Origin of the sequence: Amycolatopsis dendrobii (assembly GCF_014145675.1) — a bacterium.
GTDB lineage: Bacteria > Actinomycetota > Actinomycetes > Mycobacteriales > Pseudonocardiaceae > Amycolatopsis > Amycolatopsis dendrobii.
In genome coordinates this window covers 428,993-449,444 of record NZ_JACGZW010000007.1, presented here as the reverse complement: position 1 = coordinate 449,444, position 20,452 = coordinate 428,993, and the positions used below count along the sequence as shown (strand labels likewise).

Sequence of the window (20,452 nt, the reverse complement as noted above, 5' to 3'; positions counted from 1 at the left end):
GTTCCCACCGAGAAGCGACCCTGGAGGCCCCGTGTCCCTGGAGCCCGGACGACTGCTGCCCTTGTTCACCGCGCATTCCGGCGGCCGGTCACCGATCACCTGCGAATACCGCTGCGGCAACGCGTGCGCGCACGAGGCCCCGAATCCGACTGGCAACGAGTACTTCGGCGACATCGCCAAGGGAGTCTCGCGGCGCGGCGTGTTCAAGGCCGGTGCGGTGATGGCTGCGGCCGCGGGCGGGTTCGCCGCGCTGTCCGGCACCGCCGCGGCAGCCACCCCGGCCCAGGCTCCGGCGCCGTTGGCGAAAGGCCGCGCGGTGCCCGGCACCGACTTCACGCCGGTGCCGCCGAACAAACTCGACGCCGTCAGCATCCCCGACGGTTACGCCCAGCATGTGGTGATCCGCTGGGGCGACCCGGTGGTCCCCGGCGCGCCGAAGTTCGACTTCCGCAAGCAGACCGCGGCCGCGCAAGCGAAGCAGTTCGGCTACAACAACGACTTCGTCGGCCTGATCCCGCAGGACCCGCTGGGTCTGCGCAATCTGCTGGTGGTCAACCACGAGTACACCACCGAGGTGCACCTGTTCCCGGCCGACCAGTACGACCCGGCCAATCCCACCGAGGAGCAGGTGAAGATCGCCTGGGCGGCACACGGATTGTCGGTGCTGCAGACGCTGCGCGACCCGATCGGCGGTGCGCTGCGCACCGTTCCGAGCCCGCTGAACCGGCGGATCACGCTCGACACGATCTTCGAGGTGCGCGGTCCGGCGGCCGGGTCGAAGTACCTCAAGACGTCGGCCGACCCGTCCGGAAAGCGCGTGCGCGGCACGCAGAACAACTGCTCCGGCGGCGTGACGCCGTGGGGCACCGTGCTCTCCGGCGAGGAGAACTTCCACCAGTACTTCGCCCACGCGGACAAGGTTTCCGACCCGACCGAGGCCGCGCGGCTCAAACGGTACGCGGTCGGCACCGGCGAGAGCACGCGCAAGTGGGAGCGCTTCGACCAGCGCTGGGACGTGTCGCGGGAGCCCAACGAGCCCAACCGGTTCGGCTGGGTCGTCGAAATCGACCCGAACGACCCGCATTCCACCCCGGTCAAGCACACCGCGCTCGGCCGGTTCAAGCACGAGGCGGCGAACGTCAAGATCACCGCGGACGGCCGGGTCGCGGTGTACTCCGGCGACGACGAGCGGTTCGAGTACATCTACAAGTTCGTCTCGAAGGGCAAGTACAAGAAGGGGCACTCCGCGCTCGCCCGGCGGCACAACTCGGCGCTGCTGGACGACGGAACCCTGTACGTCGCGAAGTTCTCCGGCAACAGCCCGGGCGAGATCGACGGCACCGGCAAGCTGCCCGCCGATGGCGAATTCGATGGCACCGGCGAGTGGATTCCCCTTGCCAGCGGCGACAAGTCCTTTGTGGACGGATTCACCGCGGAGGAGGTCTACGTGTTCACCCGGCAAGCCGCCGATCGCGCCGGGGCGACCAAAATGGACCGTCCGGAGGACATCGAGCCGAACCCGGTCAACGGCCGGATCTACGCCGCGCTCACCAACAACTCCGACCGCGGCGCGGCGGGCAAGGCCGCCCCGGACGAGGCGAACCCGCGCACCCGCAACAAAAACGGGCACATTCTCGAATGGGACGAGGACCGCGGCGACAGTGCCGCGACCCGGTTCTCCTGGCGGCTGCTGCTCGTCTGCGGCGACCCGGCCACGGCCGACACCTACTTCGGCGGTTTCCCGAAGGACCAGGTCAGCCCGATCTCGTGCCCGGACAACGTGGCCTTCGATCCGCACGGCAACCTGTGGATCTCGACCGACGGCAACACCCTCGGCGCGAACGACGGCCTCTTCTCGGTCCCGGTGACCGGACCGGAGCGCGGGCACGTGAAGCAGTTCCTGTCCGTGCCGGTCGGCGCCGAGACGTGCGGTCCGGTCGTCACCGAGAACCTCGTGCTCGTCGCGGTGCAGCACCCCGGCGAGGACGCGCCGAGTTCGGCGAACCCGACCTCGCACTGGCCGGACGGCGGCAGCTCCCAGCCGCGGCCCGCGATCGTGTCGGTCTGGAAGAAGGGTGCCTTCGGATTGCCCGGCCGGATCGGGCGCCGGTAACACTTTGGAGTGTTTCTTACCGCCGATCGGGCTTCCTGGGTCTAGCTTCACCGCGTGAGGCGGGCAAGGAAAGTCGCGATCGGACGCACGGCGGGCGCGGCGGCGGGCACTGCGATGCTGGTCGGCGCGCTCGCCGTCGTCACTCCCGGATCGGCTCCCGCCGAGGGGGCCCCGGAGTGCGGCGGCATCGCGGCCAACCCGAGCGTGGAGGACGCCGGTTCGCCCGGCGGACCGCCGCGCGGGTACCTGTTCAGCCCCGCCGCGCCGGTTCCGCGCAGCACCCCGCCGGACCGGGTGCCGAAGCTCGTCACCAGCACCGCGCACGCGGTCGACGGGCACGTCAACGCCCAGATCCAGACGCCGGACGGCCGGGTCAGCTCGGCCGCCCAGCAGGTGAAAGCGGTGCCCGGAGGGCAATACTCGCTGTCGGTGTGGACGGGTACGGCGCCGTCCGGCCTCGGTTCGCACGCGAGCGCGACCACCGGGCTGCGCTTCGCCGACCGCGCCGGTCGAGTGCTGGTGGAGAAACCGCTCGCGGTGACGCACGACGTCGCGTCCGACGGCAGGCTCGCGCGGCAGGACCTGCCGCCGTTCACCGCGCCGGACGACACCGCGGCGGTCTCGTTTTTCGCCAGCACCAACCACAACTGGGTGCTGTGGGACTGCGTGCACGTGGCTCTCGCCTCGTTCGCGGTGAAGATGGAGGTGCGGAATCCGGCGGACGGAACGTGGGGCCCGTCGGCTGCCATCCCGGCCGGCGATGCCGCGCACTTCCGCATTTCCGTCTCCAACACCGGCTCCCAGCCGCTCACCGGACTGCTCGTGAAGGACCCGTGGTGCTCCGGTCTTCCCGGCGCGTTCGACCTCGCCGCCGCCGCGTCGCGGGAATTGCCCTGCGACCATCCGAACCTCACCGAGGACGACAACGGGCACGTCAACACCGCGAAGGTCACCGGCACCGGGCCGGGCGGGCCGCTCGCCGAGCAGAAGGCGACCGCGACGGTCACCGTCACGCCGCAGCCCGCCGTCGGCAAGATCGGCGACCGTGCGTGGAAAGACCTGAACCGCAACGGCACGCAGGACGACGACGAACCCGGCTTCCCGGAGTTGCCGGTCACGCTCAAGGACGGTGCGGGCGGCACCGTCGCCACCACGCGCACGAACGCCGACGGCGGCTACCTGTTCGACCAGCGCAAGGACGGCACCTACCAGGTGTGCTTCGACATCTCGAAGCTGCCGGACGGCCTCACCGTCACCCAGCGCGGCGCCGGCGCACCGGGTCTGGACTCGGCCGTCGACCCGGCGACCGGCTGCACCTCGCCGTTCACTCTCGGCGGCAAGGAGCGCGAGCGGATGGACCTGGACATCGGCCTCGCCCCGCCGGTGCCGACCGTCCCGCCCGCGTCGAGCGGACCGCCGATGCCGACCGCCTCCGCCTCGTCCGACCGCTGAAGGCGGAACCACCGAGCGTCGCCTTTGGGCGGATGCGAGACTGTGACCGCATTGCACGTCTCGGGGGAGGTCTGGACCAATCATGACCGCGGCCGCCGGCCTGCCCGCTGACCCGCTCCCGTGGTACCGCCGCCCGATGACCTGGACGTGGGCCGCCACCGGGGCGGTCCTCGCGTTGTACACGGTGCTCGCTTGGCAACGCCGGTGGATGAGCGACGACGGACTGCTCGTCCTGCGCACCGTCCGGCAGATCCTCGCCGGGAACGGTCCGGTGTTCAATGTCGGCGAACGCGTCGAGGCGAGCACGAGTCCGTTGTGGACCTGGCTGCTCGCCGGAGCCGGCACGATTCCCGGGCCGCCGCTCGAATGGATCGCGGTGATCACCGGCCTCCTGTGCGCTGTCGGCGGCCTGTTCTTCGGTCTGGACGGCGCCCGTCGGCTCTACGCCGGACCGGTGGCTCCCGCCGGTGCGCTGATCGTGTGCGCACTCCCGCCGTTCCGCGATTTCGCGACTTCCGGGCTGGAAACCGGTCTGGTGCTGCTGTGGCTCGGCCTGAGCTGGTGGCTGCTGGTGCGCGGCACAACGCCGATCGCCACCGCGATCGTGCTCGGACTCGGCCCGCTCGTCCGGCCGGATCTGGCGTTGTTCAGTGTGGTCGGCTTTATCGCCCTGGTGCTGCTGCTGCGCCCGCGATGGTTTGCCGCGCTTGGCTGGCTCGGCGCCGGGGTCGCGATTCCGGTGGCATACCAAGTGTTTCGGATGGGCTACTACGGACTGCTCGCGCCGAACACCGCGCTCGCGAAGGAAGCGGCGAACAGCGACTGGCCACGCGGTTTCGCGTACCTGACTGACCTGATCAGCCCGTACCTGCTGTGGATTCCGTTGCTGCTACTGCTTATTGCTGCGGTACTGGTGCGTCGGTCGCGGATCCTGTTGCTGACTTCAGCGGTCGCCGCGCTTCTGCTCGCGCTGTACGTCGTGCGCGTCGGCGGAGATTTCATGCACGGCCGGATGCTGCTGCCCGCGTTGTTCGTGCTGCTCCTTCCCGTCATGGCGATCCCGCTGACGCAGAAGACGATCGCGTTCGTCGCCGGGGTCGCCGCGTGGTCCGTCGTGGCGGGCGGCTGGCTGCGGGTGCCGTACGAAGGCACCCATCAAGCGGTGAGCGTCACCGACGAACGCGGCTATTGGGCCTGGGCGACCGGACACGAACACCCGATCCTGGCGACGGATTACCTGGGCCAGGACGTCATCCGCCACGCTGTCGACGCGGTGCGAGAGACGAAGCAGCCAGCCGTGCTCGTCTACAGCTACGGCGACGTGAAGCAGTGGTTCCGCTTCCCGACCAACCGGCCGTACGTGACCATGGCGGCCGACAGCATGGGCGCGATCAGCAACATCGTGTCCCTGGACGTGCGCATCCACGACGGCTACGGCCTGGCAAGCGATCTGGCCGCACACTCGTCGTCCATCCCGAATGGTCGCCCCGGGCACTCGAAATGGCTGGTCGCGGCGTGGGAAATCGCCGAAGCCGGCTACGGCGACTACGCCACCGACGGCGAGATCCGGATGTTCCAGCCCGCCGAAATCGACGCCGCCCGCACCGCACTGCGCTGCCCCGACGTGCAGGACGTCCTGGCCTCCACGCGCCAACCGCTCACGTGGAGTCGGTTTATCGACAATTTCACCGGCTCGCTGCATCGCACGGAAATCCGCTACCCGCGCGACCCGTGGGCCGCGGTCGGGTGCGCCCCGGCGAAGTGATCGACGACTCCCCGGACTGGCGAACCAGCGGCGGACGCCTACCGTGGCCGGTATGACCGACCTCCCGCTCGCCCTGATCACCGGTGCCTCGCGGGGCATCGGCGCGGCCATCGCGCACCAGCTCTCCCCGACGCACCGCCTCCTGCTCGGCGGCCGCGACACCGACGCACTGGCGAAGGTGGCCGAGGAACTGCCCGGCGCGCAGCCGTGGCCGGTCGACCTCACCGACGCCGCTGCCCTGGAAGCCGCGGCCGGCAAGATCGACCGCCTCGACGTGCTGGTCCACTCCGCGGGCATCGGCAAAATCGGCACCGTCGCCGACTCGCCGTCCTCGGTCTGGCGGACGAACCTGGAGGTCAACGTGATCGCGGTCGCCGAGCTGACCCGCCTGTTGCTCCCCGCCCTCCGCGCCGCGAACGGCCACGTCGTAGTGATCAACTCCGGTGCGGGTTACACCGCTCGTCCCGGCTGGGGTCCTTATGCGGCAAGCAAATTCGCCGTCCGGGCCTTCACCGACTCACTGCGCGCGGAAGAACCGGACCTGCGCGTGACTTCGGTGTTCCCGGGCCGCACGGACACCGACATGCAACGCGAAGCCCGCGCCCAGGAAGGCGGCGAGTACGAAGCCGAGAAGTACCTGCGCCCAGACTCCGTGGCGACGGCCGTGCTGACCGCGGTGACCGCCACCCCGGAAGCCCACTTCACCGAAATCCAGGTCCGCCCGCGCTGACGTTCGTAAGGGGTTCCCTCACGAACGGCTTCGTGACTCTCAGGCCCGCAGCCGGGCGGCGGTGTCGGCCACCGCCGCCTGGATCTCGCGCCGGTCGACCCGCGTCGGCTCGGCCTCGGCGACAACCTGCTCGCCCGCGACCCACACGTCCCGCACCCGGCGCGACCCGGCGGCCCACACGAGGTTCGCCAGCAGCTGCTCGTCCGGCACGTCGAGACCGGCGGCGAAGGCCGGGTCGTCGAGGTCGACGTGCACCAGGTCGGCCCAGCGCCCCGGCTCCAGCACGCCGAGGTCGTGGCGGCCGAGCGCTTCGGCGCCGCCGCGGGTGGCCATCAGGAAGACGTCCTTCGCGGTCACCACGGTGGAATCGTCGTTGGCCAGCCGAGCCAGCATCGCCGTCAGCTGAAGCTCTTCCCACAGGTCGATGTCGTCGTTCGAGGCCGGACCGTCCGTGCCGAGCCCGATCGCGACCCCGGCCGCCCGAAGGTCCCTGATCCGCGCGATTCCGGACGCGAGCTTCGCGTTCGACCCAGGGCAATGCGCCATCCCGACCCCGCGGGCGGCGAAGATCGCGATGTCCTCGTCCGACAAATGCACCGCGTGCGCGGCCAGCGTCCGCCCGTTGAACATCCCCAGCGAATCCAGCAGCTTCGGAACCGACCCGAACTCCTTGCGCTGCTCCACATCCTCCGCGGCAGCCTCAGCAATGTGAATCTGCACCAAAGCACCCCGCGCAGCCGCGGACTCCGCGGTCGCCCGCAGCCCGTCCGGGTTCAGCATGTACGCCGAATGCGGTCCGTAACCCAGCTCGATCCGCTCCCCGGGACCGAACCGCAGCCCGTCGGCGTCGATCCACCGGTCGATCGCGGCCAGCGTCTCCCGCCAATCCAGCCCGGGCAGTTCGATCACCGGCGGCGCGACGAGCACCCGCCCGCCGGTCGCGAGCACCGCGTCGACGAGCTGCTCGCCTTCGAAATACATTTCCGCGCTGGTCGTCACGCCGTGCCGGAGCATTTCGACCGATCCGAGCAGCATGCCGGTGCGCACGTCCGCCGGCTTCAGCTTCGCCTCGGTCGGCCAGATGATCTCGCGCAGCCAGCGCAGCAGCGGCAGGTCGCCGCCCATGCCGCGCAGCAGCGTCATCGGGCTGTGCGCGTGCGAGTTCACCAAGCCGGGCAACAGGATTCCGGTCAGCCGGGTCACCTCGCCGGTGAACTCCGGCGCGCTCGAAGCCGGTCCGACGTAGGAAATCCGGCCCTCGTCGTCGACATCGACGACGGCGTCGCGGAGCAGCGAACAGGACGGGTCGGCGGGCAGAACAACCGGAGCATGGAATCGACGCGACATAACGAGATAGTACGGGCGTCCCAGTAGCGGTTAATCCACTACGCCGCTACGCCAGGCCCAAGCTGCGATTTCCACTCGGTTACGCGCGCCGACTTTGCCCTGCACCGAGGCCAAATGCGTCTTGACGGTCGACAGGGACAGGAACAGCTCCGCGCCGATCTCGGTGTTGGTGAGCCCGCGCGCGGCGGCCTTCACCACGTCCAGTTCGCGCGCGGTCAGCGGCTCCGACGGTGCGGGAGTCTCGCGTTTGGCGGTGGTCCCGCCGTCGAAATGCTTCAGCAGCCGCACGGTGATCTGCGGAGACACCAGCGCGTCGCCGCGATCGGCCGCGCGCACCGCTTCGATCAGCAGCGCCGGTCCGGCGTCCTTGAGCAGGAAGCCGCTCGCGCCGTTGCGCAGTGCGGTGTGCACGTATTCGTCGAGGTCGAAGGTGGTGACCACGACGACCTTCAGCGGGTCGGCGACGTCCGGCCCGGCCAGCTGACGGGTGACCTCCAGCCCGTCGAGGCCCGGCATGCGGATGTCCAGCAGGCAGACGTCCGGGCGCAGTTCGCGCGCCTTGGCGACCGCGGAGACCCCGTCCGGCACGTCCGCGACCACCTCGATGTCGTCTTGGGCGTCCAGGATCATGCGGAAGCCCATCCGCACCATTTCCTGGTCGTCCGCGATCAGTACCCGGATCACCTGTCAGTCTCCCCGTTCGCCTCGAGCGGCAGCCACGCCTCGACCCGCCAGCCGCCGTTCGGCTCGCGGCCTGCCGAAAGCCTGCCGTGCAGCAGCGCGACGCGTTCGCGCATGCCGACCAGACCGTATCCGCCCGACCCGCCCGGCGGACGATGCGTCTGCCCGCTGCCGTTGTCGGTCACCCGCAAGTGCAGTTCGCCGTCGACGACCTCGGCCAGCACGAGCGCCTCGGTGGCGTCCGAGGCGTGCTTGCCGACGTTGGTGAGCGACTCCTGGATCAGCCGCAGCGCGGACCGGCCGACCTCGTGCGGCAGGTTTGCCGGCAGGTCGAGCCGCAGCTGGGTCGGGATGCCGTGGTTGCCCGCGTCTACGAGTTTGCGCAGGTCAGCGGCCAGGTCAGTGGTCGCCTGCTCAGTGAACTCGCCCGACCCCGCCGGTGCGTCGCCCCGCATGCTGCGGACCAGGCGGCGCATCGCGGCGAGCGCCTCGACGCCCGCGTTCTCGATCCGGCCCATCGCCTCCAGCGCGAGCTCCGGGTTCTTCTCCCCCATCATCCGCGCGGCCTGCGCCTGCACGACGATGCCGGTCACGTGGTGCGCGACGACGTCGTGCAGCTCCCTGGCCAGCGCCATCCGCTCGGACGTCTGCGCGTCGGTGACCGCCGATTTCACCACCTGCGCGCGTTCGGAATCGCGGGAACGCAAGTAGAGGCCGATCGCGATGGCGATGCCGAGCAGCAGGACCGCGACGGTGGCGAGCATCCCGAGCGTGATCGGGTCGGTGAGCAGGCGGCCGGTGCGGTACTGGCTGAAGTTCAGGATCGTGCCGACCGCGACCACGCCGGACAGCAACGCGATCCGTGGCCACGCCCGGGCGAGCGGCACCGCGCGCACGACGTTCACGACCACGCCGAATGCGGCGACGATCTGGGTCGGCGGGATGCCGCCGAGCAGCTGATAACTGTGGCTGGGATGCAGGAACGGCGTGGCGAGCGCGGAAAGCAGGAGAAGCCCGGCCACCACCAGGATCGAATCCCGCGGACGGCGCGGCGACAGCGCGGTCACCGCGGCGGCGCCGATCGAGCAGGCCAGCAGCGGGAAACCGCGGCTGCCGCTTTCGTAGGTGTAGCCGAATTCGATCAGCACGCCGATGCTGAGCATGCCGATCAACGGCCACTGTCCGCGCACCAGTTCGGTGAACCGGTGCATGGTGCGGAGGCGTTCCACCGTCACCGGGTCCCGTTCGCGGCGCGGACGGCCGACCACGCCGGTGATCACCGTCCCGACGAGGAACAGGAACCCGAAGAGCATGGTCTGCGCGATGCTGCTGGCGCTCAGGTCGCGGTAGGAACCGCGGCCGAACACCGCGGTGAGCGCGCCCATCACCAGCGCGCTGATCACCGCGAAGGCGACCCCGGGGCGGGCTCGGCGGGCGAGGAAATAGACCATCTCGATCCCGGCGACGAACTCGGTGACGGTCAGGTTCGCCAGCACGCTGGAGTACGTCGGGATGCCGAGATAGCGGATGACGAAGGTGCAGAACATCAGCGTCAGCGCGCCGAATACGCCCGCCACCGCCGCGCGTTTGCGCGCCCAGAACGCGCACGCCGCCATCGCGAAAACGCCGGGGAACAGGCCGAGGTCGACGAATCGCGGGCCGACGTTGTCGAGTGCCGCGTCGGTCACGAACACGAGGTCGAACGCCAGCGCGGCGAACAACACGAGCACGGACATGTCGAGGCGGCGGGCGAGTTCGGTCGCCCGCGCGGCAAGCGTTTTCGACGGCGGGGAGTGCGGCACACCGTGACGGTAGATGATTCGCGCCCGTGCGCACCTTGGCCACGTGGTTCGTCGCCATCGGCCGATCGGCCGATGGCGGCTCCGCGGTTACCGGCCGTCTGCCCGAAGTGGACACCCGCTCGAATCCGCGAAGCTGCCTTCCGTCGCAGTCGAAGACGAATGACGGAGACAGGGAGAGAGCTGGCGGATGACGAATCCACAGTGGAGCGCCGGACCGGTGTTGTCGGGGCGCGGGCTGGTGAAGCGCTACGGGCAGCAGCACGCGCTGGCCGGAATCGACATCGACGTCCAGCCGGGGGAAGCGATCGCCATCGTCGGCCCGTCCGGATCCGGCAAAACCTCGCTGCTGCACGTGCTGGCAGGCATCCTGCGCGCCGACAGCGGCGAGATCTGGTTGCAGGGACAGCGGATCGACCAGTTCGGTGAAAAGCGGCGCAGCGAACTGCGGCGCACCGAATTCGGTTTCGTCTTCCAGTCCGGAATGCTCGTGTCCGAGCTGACCGCGGAAGAGAATGTCGCACTTCCCTCGCTGCTGGCAGGCGGAACTCGTGGCGAGGCCATTGCCGCGGCACGGGAATGGCTCGGCAAACTCGGGTTGGCCGGCAAGGAAGCGCGCCGTCCTGGCGAGCTTTCCGGCGGCGAGGCGCAGCGCGTGGCGATCGCCCGCGCGCTCACCCACCGGCCGAAGGTGATCTTCGCCGACGAGCCGACCGGCGCGCTCGACACCCGCACCGGCCGCGAGACGATGGACGCGCTGCTGGCCGCCGCGCAGGCGTCCGGCGCCGCGGTGCTCGTGGTGACCCACGACCGGGAACTCGCCGAATCGATGCCGCGCACCGTGGCGATCCGCGACGGCCTGATCGCGACGAGGCTCGCGGCATGAACCCGTTCCAGCTCGCCCTGCGGGTGCTGCGCGGCGACCGGCGGACCCGCACCTCGGCGATCCTCACCGCGGTCGGCGTCGCCGTCGCGACTGGGCTCGTCCTGCTGCTGGCGACCCTGCCGTACGCCACGCAGGCGCGCGAGCAGCGGGCGCTGTGGCAAAACAGCGGCCGCTACGACGCCGGCCAGCAGAACGCCCTGCTGGTCAACTCCTCCAAGGACTACTTCGACGGCAAGCAGGTCGCCCGCGTCGACATCGCGGTCACCGGCTCGGCCGACTCGCTGCGCCTGCCGCCGGGCATCCCGCAACTGCCCGGTCCCGGCGAGACGATCGTGTCGCCCGCGCTCGGGAAACTGCTCAACGCGACTCCGGCCGACCAGCTCGGGAACCGCTTCGGCAAACCGGTCGCCGCGTTCGGCGACGAGGCGCTGCGGTACCCGGAGCAGCTTGTCGCGCTCGTCGGGCACAGCCCGCAGGAGATGCGGCCGTACGGGCACAAGGATCAGCCTGGCCAGGACGCTTTCCCGGCCGCGGCCTTCCCGAACGGGCAGGGACATCCGGACAGCCTGCTGACGGTGCTGTCCTGGGTCGGCATCATCGTGCTGCTCGTGCCGAGCCTGGTGCTCGTCGCGTCGTCGGCCCGGCTCACCGCCGCCCGCCGCGAACAACGGCTCGCCGCGATCCGGCTGGCCGGTGCGACCCCTGGCCAGGTGACCGCGATGGTCGCCGCCGAAACCGGATTGTCCGCGGGCGTCGGCGCCTTGCTCGGGCTCTTGCTCAGCCCCGCGTTGCGCGGTTTGGCCACGTTCGTGCCGTGGGACGGCGGGACCTGGCTTGCCTCGGACTTCTCCCTTCCGGTGGGACTGACCGTGCTCGCGGTGCTGGTGGTTCCGCTGCTCGTGGTGCTCGCCGGGGTGCTCGGCCTGCGCCGGGTGGTGCGCACGCCGCTGTTCGCGACCGGCGGGCACGCCGTGAAACCGTTGCGCTGGTGGCGGCTGCTCGCGCTGCCCGCGGCCGGATTGTTCTTCTTCTACACCGTTTTCGGCGCACGCAGCGGAGGCAGTGGCAACCTGGTGCTGTTCGGCCTGCTGCTCGTGGTCGCCTCGGCGATGGTGGTCGGACCGTGGGTGACCTCGGCCGTCGGCGGCACGTTCGTACGGATCTGGCGGCGGCCGTCGTCGCTGCTGGCCGGACGTCGGCTGCGCAACGACCCGAAGGGTTCTTACCGGGCCTCAGCCGGGATCGTGCTCGCCGTGTTCACCGGATCGATGGCGCTCACCCTGCTGCCGTCGATCGAATCCCTCGCTGGCGGCGGACGCCAGTACGTGGACTCGGCGCTGTACGTCGACGTCACCGCGGACCGGGCCCCCGAAGCGACCGAGCGGACCAACGCCACGCTCGCGAAGGCCGGACTGTCCGAACGCGTCATCCCGGTGGCCAGCGTCTACGTGATGCAGGGCGAGGGGAACTACCGGTCGATGCAGCGCGCGTACGTCATGACCTGCACCGATGCCGCCAAACTGACCCGGCTCGGGATCACCCAGCAGGACTGCAAGCCCGGCGTCGGGCTGTACGCCCCGTACCAGCTGGACACGAACAACCTGCGAGTCGCGCGGTACGGCGGCGAGGACAGCACGGGCACCCCGCTCGGTGCGGTCAACCTGGGGACCTATCACCCGGAACGGCACAACAGCTTCGGCGAATACGTGATCGACCCGTCCGCGGTGCCGGCCGGGGTCAAAGCGAACCAGGTCACCCTGGTCGTGCCGACCGCCGAGACCAACCGCGAGATCGTGCGGACCGCACTGGTGCCCAACGCGGTCGGGGCGGAGATCGGCAGCCGCGAGCAGCACCTCTACGGACAGCAGGTGCAGCTCAGCGACCTGCGCCGGGTCACCGTGATCGGCCTCGTCGCAGCAGGCATCCTCGCTGGCTGCAGTGCGGCGGTCGCGACCGCAGGCTCGGTCATGGACCGCCGCCGGACGTTCGGAGCGTTGATGGCGGCAGGCACCCCGGTGCGGGTGCTTTCCCGGGCGTTGCGGATGGAAGCCGCACTGCCCGCGCTAGTGGCGACCATCGGTGCGGGCGTGGTGGGCGTCGCGGTCGGACTCGGGTTGTTCATGGCGACGATGGAACGGGGGTCGGTCGTGTTCAGCCCGTGGATCGCCGCGCCGGTGGTGCTGGGGATCGGGGTAGCCCTGCTCGGCGCGTCGGTCTGCACGCCCGCGCTGAAGCGAGTGCAGGCAGAACCACTGGCCGACGAATAACGGGCCGCCGCCCCTCGTCGGGGGAGGGGCGGCACCGGGGGTGAAGGAAGCGAAGGGCCGTTGCCGGGGATGGGAACCCGGTGACGGCCCTTCGTCAGTTTCGTCGCTTCGCTCGCTTCACCGACCGCCCAGCCTCGCGCGCCGCCAACCCGCCCCAATGCCACATTGGGTGCGCTCAACGCACCGAACGCCACATTGGGTGCATCTGACGCACCCAATGTGGCATTGGGGCACTTCAGAGCAGAGCCAGCGCATGGTCCCGCCGAGGTCAGGCCCAGCGCGTCAGCGCAAGATTCATCCGAGCCCAGGCCGCGATAGGCCCAAGAGCAAGCCCGAGATCAGCGCTTCTCGAAGATCAAATCGTGCGAAACCCGCCCCTCCCGGTCCGCCCGCTGTTCGAACTTCGTCACCGGCCGCCACTCCGGCCGCGGCGCCCAGCCGCCAGGCTCGTCCGCGTACCGGTTCCGCAACGCAGGCTCCGCCGAACAAACCTCCAGCATCTGCTCCGCGTAATGCTCCCAGTCAGTGGCCATATGGAACGTCCCGCCGGGAGCCAGCCGCGACGCGATCAACGCCACGAATTCCGGCTGCACGATCCGCCGCTTGTGGTGGCGTTTCTTCGGCCACGGGTCCGGGAAGAACAGCCGCACGCCGGACAGCGTTCCCGGCGAGACATGCGACGTCAGCAGGACCACCGCGTCGCCGTGCATGAGGCGCAGGTTTGTCACTCCGAGCTTCTCCGCGCGCAGCATGAGCTGCCCGAGCCCGGGGTCGTACACCTCGACGGCCACGTAGTTCAGCTCCGGCGCGGCGGCGGCCAGCTGCGAGGTCGTCTCGCCCATGCCGGAGCCGATCTCCAGCATCACTGGCGCCTCGCGGCCGAACCATGCCGTGAAGTCGACCGGTCCGGAAGGCAGTTCCGACACCGTCCGGCCGAGTCGCGGCCAGTGTTCTTCCCAGGCTCGCTGCTGGCCGACGGTCATCCGTCCGCCGCGTTTGACGTAGCTGACCACGCTGCGCAGCCGTGGCTGGTCCTCGTTTTCCACCCGGACAACATACGGGCGCGTCAGCGGACCGCTTCGAACTCCCCGAGCCGGGAGCGCAGTCCGGCGAGTCCGGCGACCGCCACCGGCTCCGGGGCGCGGGCGGAATGCGCGGGCAATACGTCGATCCAGCCGTCGTGCCGGTCGGTGTTCAGCACGGTCGTCGGGATGGAATGGCCGGACTTGCCGCGTTCGGACGGCATGAACTCCCAATACCCGGATTCGCCGTCGGCCGCCCACGGGACGAACTCCCAGCCCATCCGCTTGCCGAGCAGTTGCGCCACCCGGTCTTCGATGCGGAAGCCGAGTTCGCGCGATTCGAGCCGTCCGCTCGCGACCGCGCGCAGCCACCACGGCGCGGGCAGTGCGTCATCGGCTCCGCTCGCCCGCCGGTACAGCCCGAGCACCGCGTCCTCGGGCGCGCGATGCACCCACGCCTGGCGCAGTTCGGCGGGCCGGGTCGCGGGCAGCGCGAATCGCGGCAGTTCGATCGCCTGGGACCATTCGAGGTCCAGCATCGGCTCGAGCCGAGGGGTTGGTACCGCAGCGTCGCGGGAAACGAGTTGATCAACGTCCACCGTCACGGTTCACCTCCGGAGAGCTGAGACGGGGCTCTGCTGTGAATATCCGTGGCTTTCCGACAGTATGTCCGCTCCCTGTGAGAGAAGCCACACCGGTTTACGTGAATTTAATCCGAATGCCCGCCGCGCAATCGGGAATGTGCACGTGCAGGTCAGGCGTCCCGCCGATTCGCGGTGGCCACGCCCGCGGCGAACAACACCGCGCTGATCGCCGCGAAATACGCGAGATAACCCCACGGTCCGAAAGGCGGCGACAGTTTCAGCGTCGTCCTGGTGAAATCGCCACCGGCGAACTGCGAAGCGGCGTAGAACGGCATCCACTGGTAGAGATCGCTGCCGATCTTGGGAATCAGCAGCACCAGGCCCTCGACCAGCTGGGTCCACACGAGCACGATCGCCAGCGCCAGCGCGGAACTGCGCAGCAGCAGGCCGACGCCGACGCCGAGCAGCCCGGTCAGCGCGAAGGTCAGGATCTGGCCGAACACGATGCGCCAGTCCGCCCCGGAGTGCAGGCTGAGGTCGGCGTCCGGGCGCACGAGGTGTGCCATCCCCCACGAGCCGACGCCGGCGAGCAGGCCGAGCACCGCGCAGACCGCGCACACCACGGCGCCCTTGGCGAGCAGCGCGGGCGTCCGCGTCGGCACCGCCTGGAAGGTGAGCCGCAGCGTGCCCCAGCTGAAGTCGGCCGTCGCGGCGAGCACCGCGAGCACCAGCGCGACCGTGCGGCCGGTGCTCGTGGCGAGCTGAGTATTGCTCACGTCCGCGGTGATTTCGGCCCCGGAAAGCCCGAGGAACAACGCGGTGAACGCGATCGGCGCGGCCACCGCGATCAGCGCGCACCACCACGGCGCGCGAGTGCTGAAAAGTTTGATGCGTTCCGCCCGCAGCAGATTCACCGCGCACCTCCACTGGTGAATTCGGCCGCCTGGCCGGTCAATTCGAGGTAGGCGTGTTCGAGGGAACCGGCCAGTGGGCTCAGCTCGTGCAGCGTCGCGTGTGCGGCGTAGGCGAGTTCGCCGATCGCGTCACTGTCCAATTCGGACACCAGGAACGCACCGGAATCCTCGGTGAAAACCGCGCCCGCTTCGGTGAGCGCCTTTCGCAGCGCGTCGGCGTGCGGCGTGCGCACCCGGACCCCGCGCGATCCGGCGCGGGCCACGAAATCGGCCATCGTGCCCTGGTAGATCAGCTGGCCGCGGCCGATCACGACGAGATCCTGCGCGGTCTGCTCCATTTCCGGCAGCAGATGGCTCGACACGAACACCGTGCGGCCTTCCGCGGCGAGCCCGTGCAGCAGCTGGCGCACCCAGTGCACGCCCTCCGGGTCGAGCCCGTTGACCGGTTCGTCGAACAGCAGCACGCGCGGGTCGCCGAGCAGTGCGCTCGCGATGCCGAGGCGCTGCAGCATGCCGAGCGAGAACGTGCCCGCCCGCTTGCGAGCCACCGCGGACAGCCCGACGAGTTCCAGCACCTCGTCGGCGCGCCGGTCCGGCAGCCCGTTCGTCGCGGCCAGGAACCGCAGATGCTGACGGGCGGAACGGCCCGGATGCCGCCACGTCGCGTCGAGCAGCGCGCCGACCGTGCGCAGCGGATCGGACAGCTGCCGGTACGGCTTGCCCTCGATGTGCGCGGTGCCCGCGGTGGGCGCGTCGAGCCCGAGCAGCAGTCGCATCGTGGTGGATTTGCCCGCACCGTTCGGACCGAGGAACCCGGTGACGCGACCGGCTTCCGCGGTGAACGTCAGGTCCCGCACCGCGACGGTGTCGCCATAGGACTTGGTGAGTCCAGTCGCTTGGAGCACGCCGTCCCCCTTCTCGTGGACCCGAACTCTACCGAAACGGAAAGATCCGGGCCGCCCCCCGAATGGCGACCCGGATCTTGTTCCCTTTTCCCCTTTTTTCCCCTTGTTCGGCTCCGCCCGGCCCCCGCCTGACTCGTCCGAACGCCCCTGTGGGTCTTTACGCGTCGCGCTTCTTCGCGACGCCGATCGCGATGGCCAGCAGCACCACGGCCACCCCGGCGAAGTAGGCCAGCGAGCCCCACTGCGACAGGACCGCGTCCGGCAGGCCGGGGCCCCGCGAGGAAGCCGAACCGCCGAGGAAGCGCTCCGCGACGTTGAACGGCATCCACTGGTGGATCTTCGGGCCGACGGTCGGGATCAGCTGCACGAGGCTTTCCACTGCCAGCACGTAGATCAGCAGCAGCGAGAGCGCACCGGCGCTGTGCCGGATCAGCGTTCCGACGGCGACCGCGATCACCGCGGCGAAGGCGAACACCACGCCGACTCCCGCGACGTTGATCCAGTCCGCGGAGGTCTGCAGCGCCACCGAGTCCGACGGACGGATCGCGTAGCCCAGCGCCCACGCGCCGAAGGCGGCGATCTCGCCGATCACGAGCGACAGCAGCGCGACGACGGTGGCCTTGGCGACGAGCACGCTGCCCCGGTGCGGCACCGCCTGGAACGTGGTGCGGATCGTGCCGAAGCGGTATTCGGTGGTCACCGACAGCGCCGCCAGCACCATGATCACCGCGATGCCGAACTGGTGCCCGGCCTGGGTGTTGGCGACAGAGATCGTTTCCCCGCTCGGCAACGCGGTGGCCATGAGGCCGGCGAAGCCGACGGTGAGCGCGACGGCGATGAGGGCGCACCACCACGGCGACCGGGTGGTGAAGAGCTTGATGCGTTCGACCGCGAGCAAAGTCATGATTTTTCTCTTCCCAACGAGAGTGTGGTCAGCGGATGGCCGCGGCCTGCTGCGCCTCTGCCTCGAGCCCGGTGTGGTACTCGACGGAGTCGCCGGTGATCTGCATGAAGGCTTGTTCGAGCGAGCCGGTCTGCGGGCTCAGCTCGTGCAGCACGAGGTTCGCCGAAGCGGCGATCTCGCCGATCTTCGCACTGTCCATTCCGGACACAATGAGCGCCTCGCCGGCGTCGGTGACCTGTGCGCTGGCGGAGATCAGCTGCTGGCGCAGCGCCGGAAGCTGCGGCGAGCGCACCTTCACGGTGTTTTCCGCGGCCCGCGCCACGAATTCCTCAGTGGTGGACTGCGCGATCAGCTGGCCCTTGCCGATGACCACGAGGTCGGTCGCGGTGAGCGCCATCTCCGAAAGCAGGTGGCTCGACACGAACACGGTCCGGCCCTCGGCCGCGAGGCGCTGCATGAACTTGCGGATCCAGAGGATGCCCTCCGGGTCGAGGCCGTTCACCGGCTCGTCGAACAGCAGCACCTCCGGGTCGCCGAGCAGCGCCGCGGCGATTCCGAGCCGCTGCGACATGCCGAGCGAGAACCCGCCCGCCCGCTTGCCCGCGACGCTGGTGAGCCCGACGGTGTCGAGCACCTCCTCCACCCGCGCGGCCGGGATCCGGTTGGACCGGGCCATCCACTGCAGGTGCGCTCGCGCCGAGCGGTTGGGGTGCACCCATTTCGCGTCGAGCAGCGCGCCGACCGCGCGCAGCGGTTCCTTCAGTTCGTGGTAGAGCTTTCCCCCGATCCGGACCTGGCCCGCGGTCGGGTTGTCCAGGCCGAGGATCATGCGCATGGTCGTGGACTTGCCGGCGCCGTTCGGGCCGAGGAATCCGGTGACTTTCCCCGCTGCCACGCTGAACGACAGGTTGTTCACCGCGAGCGTGCTCCCGTAACGCTTGGTGAGACCTGTTGCCTCGATCATCCCCTGCTCCCTCTACGGCGGTGCTAACGGAATTCATCCTGTCTCAGCGCGGCCGTTTTCGCGTCATCCTGTGGATCGAACCGGCTACCCGACCTGAGTAGTACTCAATCGTGTCCCAGGGTGGAGCGGGATGGGGGATGCCCCTGAGCCGACCCTGAACTTTGCCCGATCCGCGCGGACCCCGCTACGAAATCCGCAGCGGGGTCCGGTGTGGACAGTGTCCGAATTGGACGCTTCAGCCGATCCCCGGCCGGGCGAGCCCGGTCTCGTAGGCGAGGACGACCGCCTGCACGCGGTCGCGCAGGTCGAGCTTCGACAGGATCCGCCCGACGTGTGTTTTCACCGTAGCCTCGGAAAGGAACAACGTCTCGGCGATTTCGACGTTCGACATGCCTTTCGCGATCAGCACGAGCACTTCGCGTTCGCGGTCGGTCAGCACGTCGAGTTCGGCCGGATCGCGCATTTCCGAACCGCCGGCGCCGACGAACCGGTCGAGCAGCCTGCGCGTGACCGAGGGCGACATCACCGCGTCGCCGTCGGCGACCGAACGCAGCGCGGACACCAGGTAGTCCGGCTGGGTGTCCTTGAGCAGGAAGCCGGACGCGCCGCCCTGCAACGCGGCGTAGACGTACTCGTCGAGGTCGAAGGTGGTCATCACGAGCACCCGCGCGGTGCCCGCCGCGACGATCTGCTTCGTCGCCTCGACGCCGTCGAGCACCGGCATCCGCACGTCCATCAGCACCACGTCGGGCCGCAGTTCGGCGGCCATCCGCACGGCTTGCGCGCCGTCGCCGGCCTCGCCGACCACGTCGATGTCGGCCTGCGCGCCCAGCACCATCCGGAACCCGACGCGCATCAGTTCCTGGTCGTCGACGACCACCACTCGGATCACGAGTTCAACCTAACCGGCAGCACCGCTCGCACCTGCCAGCCACCGCCGGCGGCGGGGCCTACCTCCAGTGTCCCGCCGTACACGTGCGCCCGCTCCCGCATCCCGATCAGCCCGTTCCCGCCCGCGACCGACAGCCGCGGCGCCGGCTGCCGGGCCGTGATCGCCGGCCCGGCCGTCGCCGCAGCCCCGTTCGCGCCGACCTGTTCGAGCCGCCGCGCCCGTCCCGCGCCGTCGTCGCGCACGACCACCTCGACCTGGTCGCCGGTCCGCCGCACCCGGACCGCGGCGCTCGCCCCGGCCCCGGCGTGCTTGAGCGTGTTGGTGAGCGATTCCTGGACGATCCGGTAGATCCCGAGCGACACCCCGGCGGGCAGTTCGTCCAGCCCGTCGCCGAGAGCGAGGTCGACTGGGACGCCCGCGGCGCGCATCCGGTCGGCGAGGTCGCCCAGCGCGGTCGCGTCCGGCTGCGGCACCCGCGGTTCGTCGTCGCCGCGGTCGTTGCGCAGCACGTCGAGCAGCCTGCGCAGTTCGCCGAGCGCGCCGCGGCCGGTTTCGGAGATCGTCCCGAGCGCGCGTCCGGCCAGCTCCGGATTCGATTTCAGGGCGAGCGCCGCGCCGTCGGCCTGCACGACCATCACGCTCACCGAATGCGCCACCACGTCGTGCAGTTCCCTGGCGATCCGGCCGCGCTCCTCGGCCACCGCGATGCGCGCGGCCTGGTCGCGTTCGGTTTCCAGCAGATGCAGCCGGGCCTCCAGTTCGCGCTGGTAGGCGCGGCGGGCGTACATGAATTCGCCGAGCAGCCAGCAGAAGGCGATGGTGAAGGCGCTGAACACCAGCTGGGCCAACATCGACGGCTCGGGTTTGACGATCGCGGTGACGACCATGGCCACGACGAACGCGCCGCCGTAGATGAGCCCCTGTTTCCGGCCGACGTAGACCTGGACCGAGTAGAGGCTGATCGCGAGCGCGGCCAGCCCGGAAACCCCGAGGTCGAGCGCGCCGTGCGCGTAGGAGATGACGTAGGCGGCGTACGCGGCGATCAGCGGCCGTTTGCGGCGGAACACCAGCGGCGCGACCACCGCGAGGTCGATCGGGACCGCGACGAACCACTCCGGTCCGGGCAGTTCGGGGTCGACGCCGCCGCTGGCGAACATCAGGATGTCGAACGCGGCGAGCAGGAACGCCAGCAGCGAGTCGCCCACCATCGGGTGGCCACGCATCCAC

The 20,452-nt window shown here is 69.9% G+C and carries 17 protein-coding genes; 6 read left to right on the top strand and 11 right to left on the bottom strand.

Annotation, left to right across the window (positions count from 1 at the left end; genetic code table 11):
• The first annotated feature begins 31 nt into the window (after positions 1-31).
• The 4 genes from H4281_RS22870 (at position 32) to H4281_RS22855 (ending at position 6,060) form a co-directional block, all read left to right on the top strand.
• Positions 32-2,113 carry a PhoX family protein gene (locus H4281_RS22870; RefSeq protein ID WP_182892959.1) on the top strand — a complete coding sequence of 694 codons (2,082 nt, stop codon included), beginning with the start codon at positions 32-34 and terminating at the stop codon, positions 2,111-2,113.
• Positions 2,114-2,167: 54 nt separating this feature from the next.
• Complete coding sequence (locus tag H4281_RS22865; protein ID WP_182892958.1) at positions 2,168-3,565, top strand: DUF7850 domain-containing protein; 1,398 nt, start codon at positions 2,168-2,170, stop codon at positions 3,563-3,565.
• Between the two features lie 82 nt (positions 3,566-3,647).
• Positions 3,648-5,330 carry an arabinofuranosyltransferase AftB family protein gene (locus tag H4281_RS22860; RefSeq protein WP_182892957.1) on the top strand — a complete coding sequence of 561 codons (1,683 nt, stop codon included), beginning with the start codon at positions 3,648-3,650 and terminating at the stop codon, positions 5,328-5,330.
• Between the two features lie 52 nt (positions 5,331-5,382).
• Complete coding sequence (locus tag H4281_RS22855; protein ID WP_182892956.1) at positions 5,383-6,060, top strand: SDR family oxidoreductase; 678 nt, start codon at positions 5,383-5,385, stop codon at positions 6,058-6,060.
• 39 nt (positions 6,061-6,099) lie between these two features.
• On the opposite strand, the gene H4281_RS22850 is transcribed toward H4281_RS22855, so the two are convergent.
• Genes H4281_RS22850 through H4281_RS22840 form a run of 3 tightly spaced genes read right to left on the bottom strand, consistent with a single transcriptional unit; the run spans position 6,100 to position 9,890 of the window.
• Positions 6,100-7,407, bottom strand: coding sequence for an amidohydrolase family protein (locus H4281_RS22850; protein WP_182892955.1), 1,308 nt, complete (start codon positions 7,405-7,407; stop codon positions 6,100-6,102).
• A gap of 30 nt (positions 7,408-7,437) precedes the next feature.
• Positions 7,438-8,091, bottom strand: a complete 654-nt coding sequence (locus tag H4281_RS22845) for a response regulator (RefSeq protein WP_182892954.1) — start codon at positions 8,089-8,091, stop codon at positions 7,438-7,440.
• A complete protein-coding gene (locus tag H4281_RS22840) occupies positions 8,088-9,890 on the bottom strand; it encodes a sensor histidine kinase (protein WP_182892953.1) in 1,803 nt (600 codons plus the stop codon). Before H4281_RS22840 ends, H4281_RS22845 begins: the two co-directional genes overlap by 4 nt.
• A 187-nt stretch (positions 9,891-10,077) precedes the next feature.
• On the opposite strand from H4281_RS22840, the gene H4281_RS22835 reads away from it, so the two are divergent.
• The gene (locus H4281_RS22835) at positions 10,078-10,773 is read left to right on the top strand and encodes an ABC transporter ATP-binding protein (RefSeq protein WP_037809043.1); all 696 of its coding nucleotides are present in this window, start codon (positions 10,078-10,080) and stop codon (positions 10,771-10,773) included.
• Positions 10,770-13,040: an FtsX-like permease family protein gene (locus H4281_RS22830; RefSeq protein ID WP_182892952.1), complete on the top strand. Its 2,271-nt coding sequence runs from the start codon at positions 10,770-10,772 to the stop codon at positions 13,038-13,040. Before H4281_RS22835 ends, H4281_RS22830 begins: the two co-directional genes overlap by 4 nt.
• Positions 13,041-13,378: 338 nt before the next feature.
• On the opposite strand, the gene trmB is transcribed toward H4281_RS22830, so the two are convergent.
• The 8 genes from trmB to H4281_RS22790 form a co-directional block, all read right to left on the bottom strand.
• Positions 13,379-14,086 carry a tRNA (guanosine(46)-N7)-methyltransferase TrmB gene (trmB, locus tag H4281_RS22825; RefSeq protein ID WP_182892951.1) on the bottom strand — a complete coding sequence of 236 codons (708 nt, stop codon included), beginning with the start codon at positions 14,084-14,086 and terminating at the stop codon, positions 13,379-13,381.
• A gap of 20 nt (positions 14,087-14,106) precedes the next feature.
• Positions 14,107-14,601, bottom strand: coding sequence for a hypothetical protein (locus H4281_RS22820; protein WP_220507610.1), 495 nt, complete (start codon positions 14,599-14,601; stop codon positions 14,107-14,109).
• Between the two features lie 215 nt (positions 14,602-14,816).
• Positions 14,817-15,560 carry a hypothetical protein gene (locus H4281_RS22815; RefSeq protein WP_182892950.1) on the bottom strand — a complete coding sequence of 248 codons (744 nt, stop codon included), beginning with the start codon at positions 15,558-15,560 and terminating at the stop codon, positions 14,817-14,819.
• A complete protein-coding gene (locus H4281_RS22810) occupies positions 15,557-16,465 on the bottom strand; it encodes an ABC transporter ATP-binding protein (RefSeq protein ID WP_182892949.1) in 909 nt (302 codons plus the stop codon). The genes H4281_RS22815 and H4281_RS22810 overlap by 4 nt, the downstream gene beginning before the upstream one ends.
• A 157-nt stretch (positions 16,466-16,622) precedes the next feature.
• A complete protein-coding gene (locus H4281_RS22805; RefSeq protein ID WP_182892948.1) occupies positions 16,623-17,369 on the bottom strand; it encodes an ABC transporter permease in 747 nt (248 codons plus the stop codon).
• Between the two features lie 28 nt (positions 17,370-17,397).
• On the bottom strand, positions 17,398-18,333 hold the full coding sequence (locus H4281_RS22800; RefSeq protein WP_182892947.1) for an ABC transporter ATP-binding protein: 936 nt from the start codon (positions 18,331-18,333) through the stop codon (positions 17,398-17,400).
• Between the two features lie 235 nt (positions 18,334-18,568).
• Positions 18,569-19,225 carry a response regulator gene (locus H4281_RS22795; RefSeq protein ID WP_037364307.1) on the bottom strand — a complete coding sequence of 219 codons (657 nt, stop codon included), beginning with the start codon at positions 19,223-19,225 and terminating at the stop codon, positions 18,569-18,571.
• Positions 19,222-20,433 (bottom strand): sensor histidine kinase, encoded by a 1,212-nt coding sequence (locus H4281_RS22790; protein ID WP_182893035.1) that lies wholly within the window; start codon positions 20,431-20,433, stop codon positions 19,222-19,224. The genes H4281_RS22795 and H4281_RS22790 overlap by 4 nt, the downstream gene beginning before the upstream one ends.
• Between the last annotated feature and the right edge of the window lie 19 nt (positions 20,434-20,452).

What these genes read in the sequence shown, in the direction of transcription:
- H4281_RS22860 (WP_182892957.1), top strand. Translation starts at nt 3,648, where the DNA reads ATGACCGCGGCCGCCGGCCTGCCCGCTGACCCGCTCCCGTGGTACCGC.
- H4281_RS22855 (WP_182892956.1), top strand. Translation starts at nt 5,383, where the DNA reads ATGACCGACCTCCCGCTCGCCCTGATCACCGGTGCCTCGCGGGGCATC.
- H4281_RS22850 (WP_182892955.1), bottom strand. Translation starts at nt 7,407, where the DNA reads ATGTCGCGTCGATTCCATGCTCCGGTTGTTCTGCCCGCCGACCCGTCC.
- H4281_RS22835 (WP_037809043.1), top strand. Translation starts at nt 10,078, where the DNA reads ATGACGAATCCACAGTGGAGCGCCGGACCGGTGTTGTCGGGGCGCGGG.
- H4281_RS22830 (WP_182892952.1), top strand. Translation starts at nt 10,770, where the DNA reads ATGAACCCGTTCCAGCTCGCCCTGCGGGTGCTGCGCGGCGACCGGCGG.
- H4281_RS22820 (WP_220507610.1), bottom strand. Translation starts at nt 14,601, where the DNA reads ATGCTGGACCTCGAATGGTCCCAGGCGATCGAACTGCCGCGATTCGCG.
- H4281_RS22805 (WP_182892948.1), bottom strand. Translation starts at nt 17,369, where the DNA reads ATGACTTTGCTCGCGGTCGAACGCATCAAGCTCTTCACCACCCGGTCG.
- H4281_RS22800 (WP_182892947.1), bottom strand. Translation starts at nt 18,333, where the DNA reads ATGATCGAGGCAACAGGTCTCACCAAGCGTTACGGGAGCACGCTCGCG.
- H4281_RS22790 (WP_182893035.1), bottom strand. Translation starts at nt 20,433, where the DNA reads ATGGTGGGCGACTCGCTGCTGGCGTTCCTGCTCGCCGCGTTCGACATC.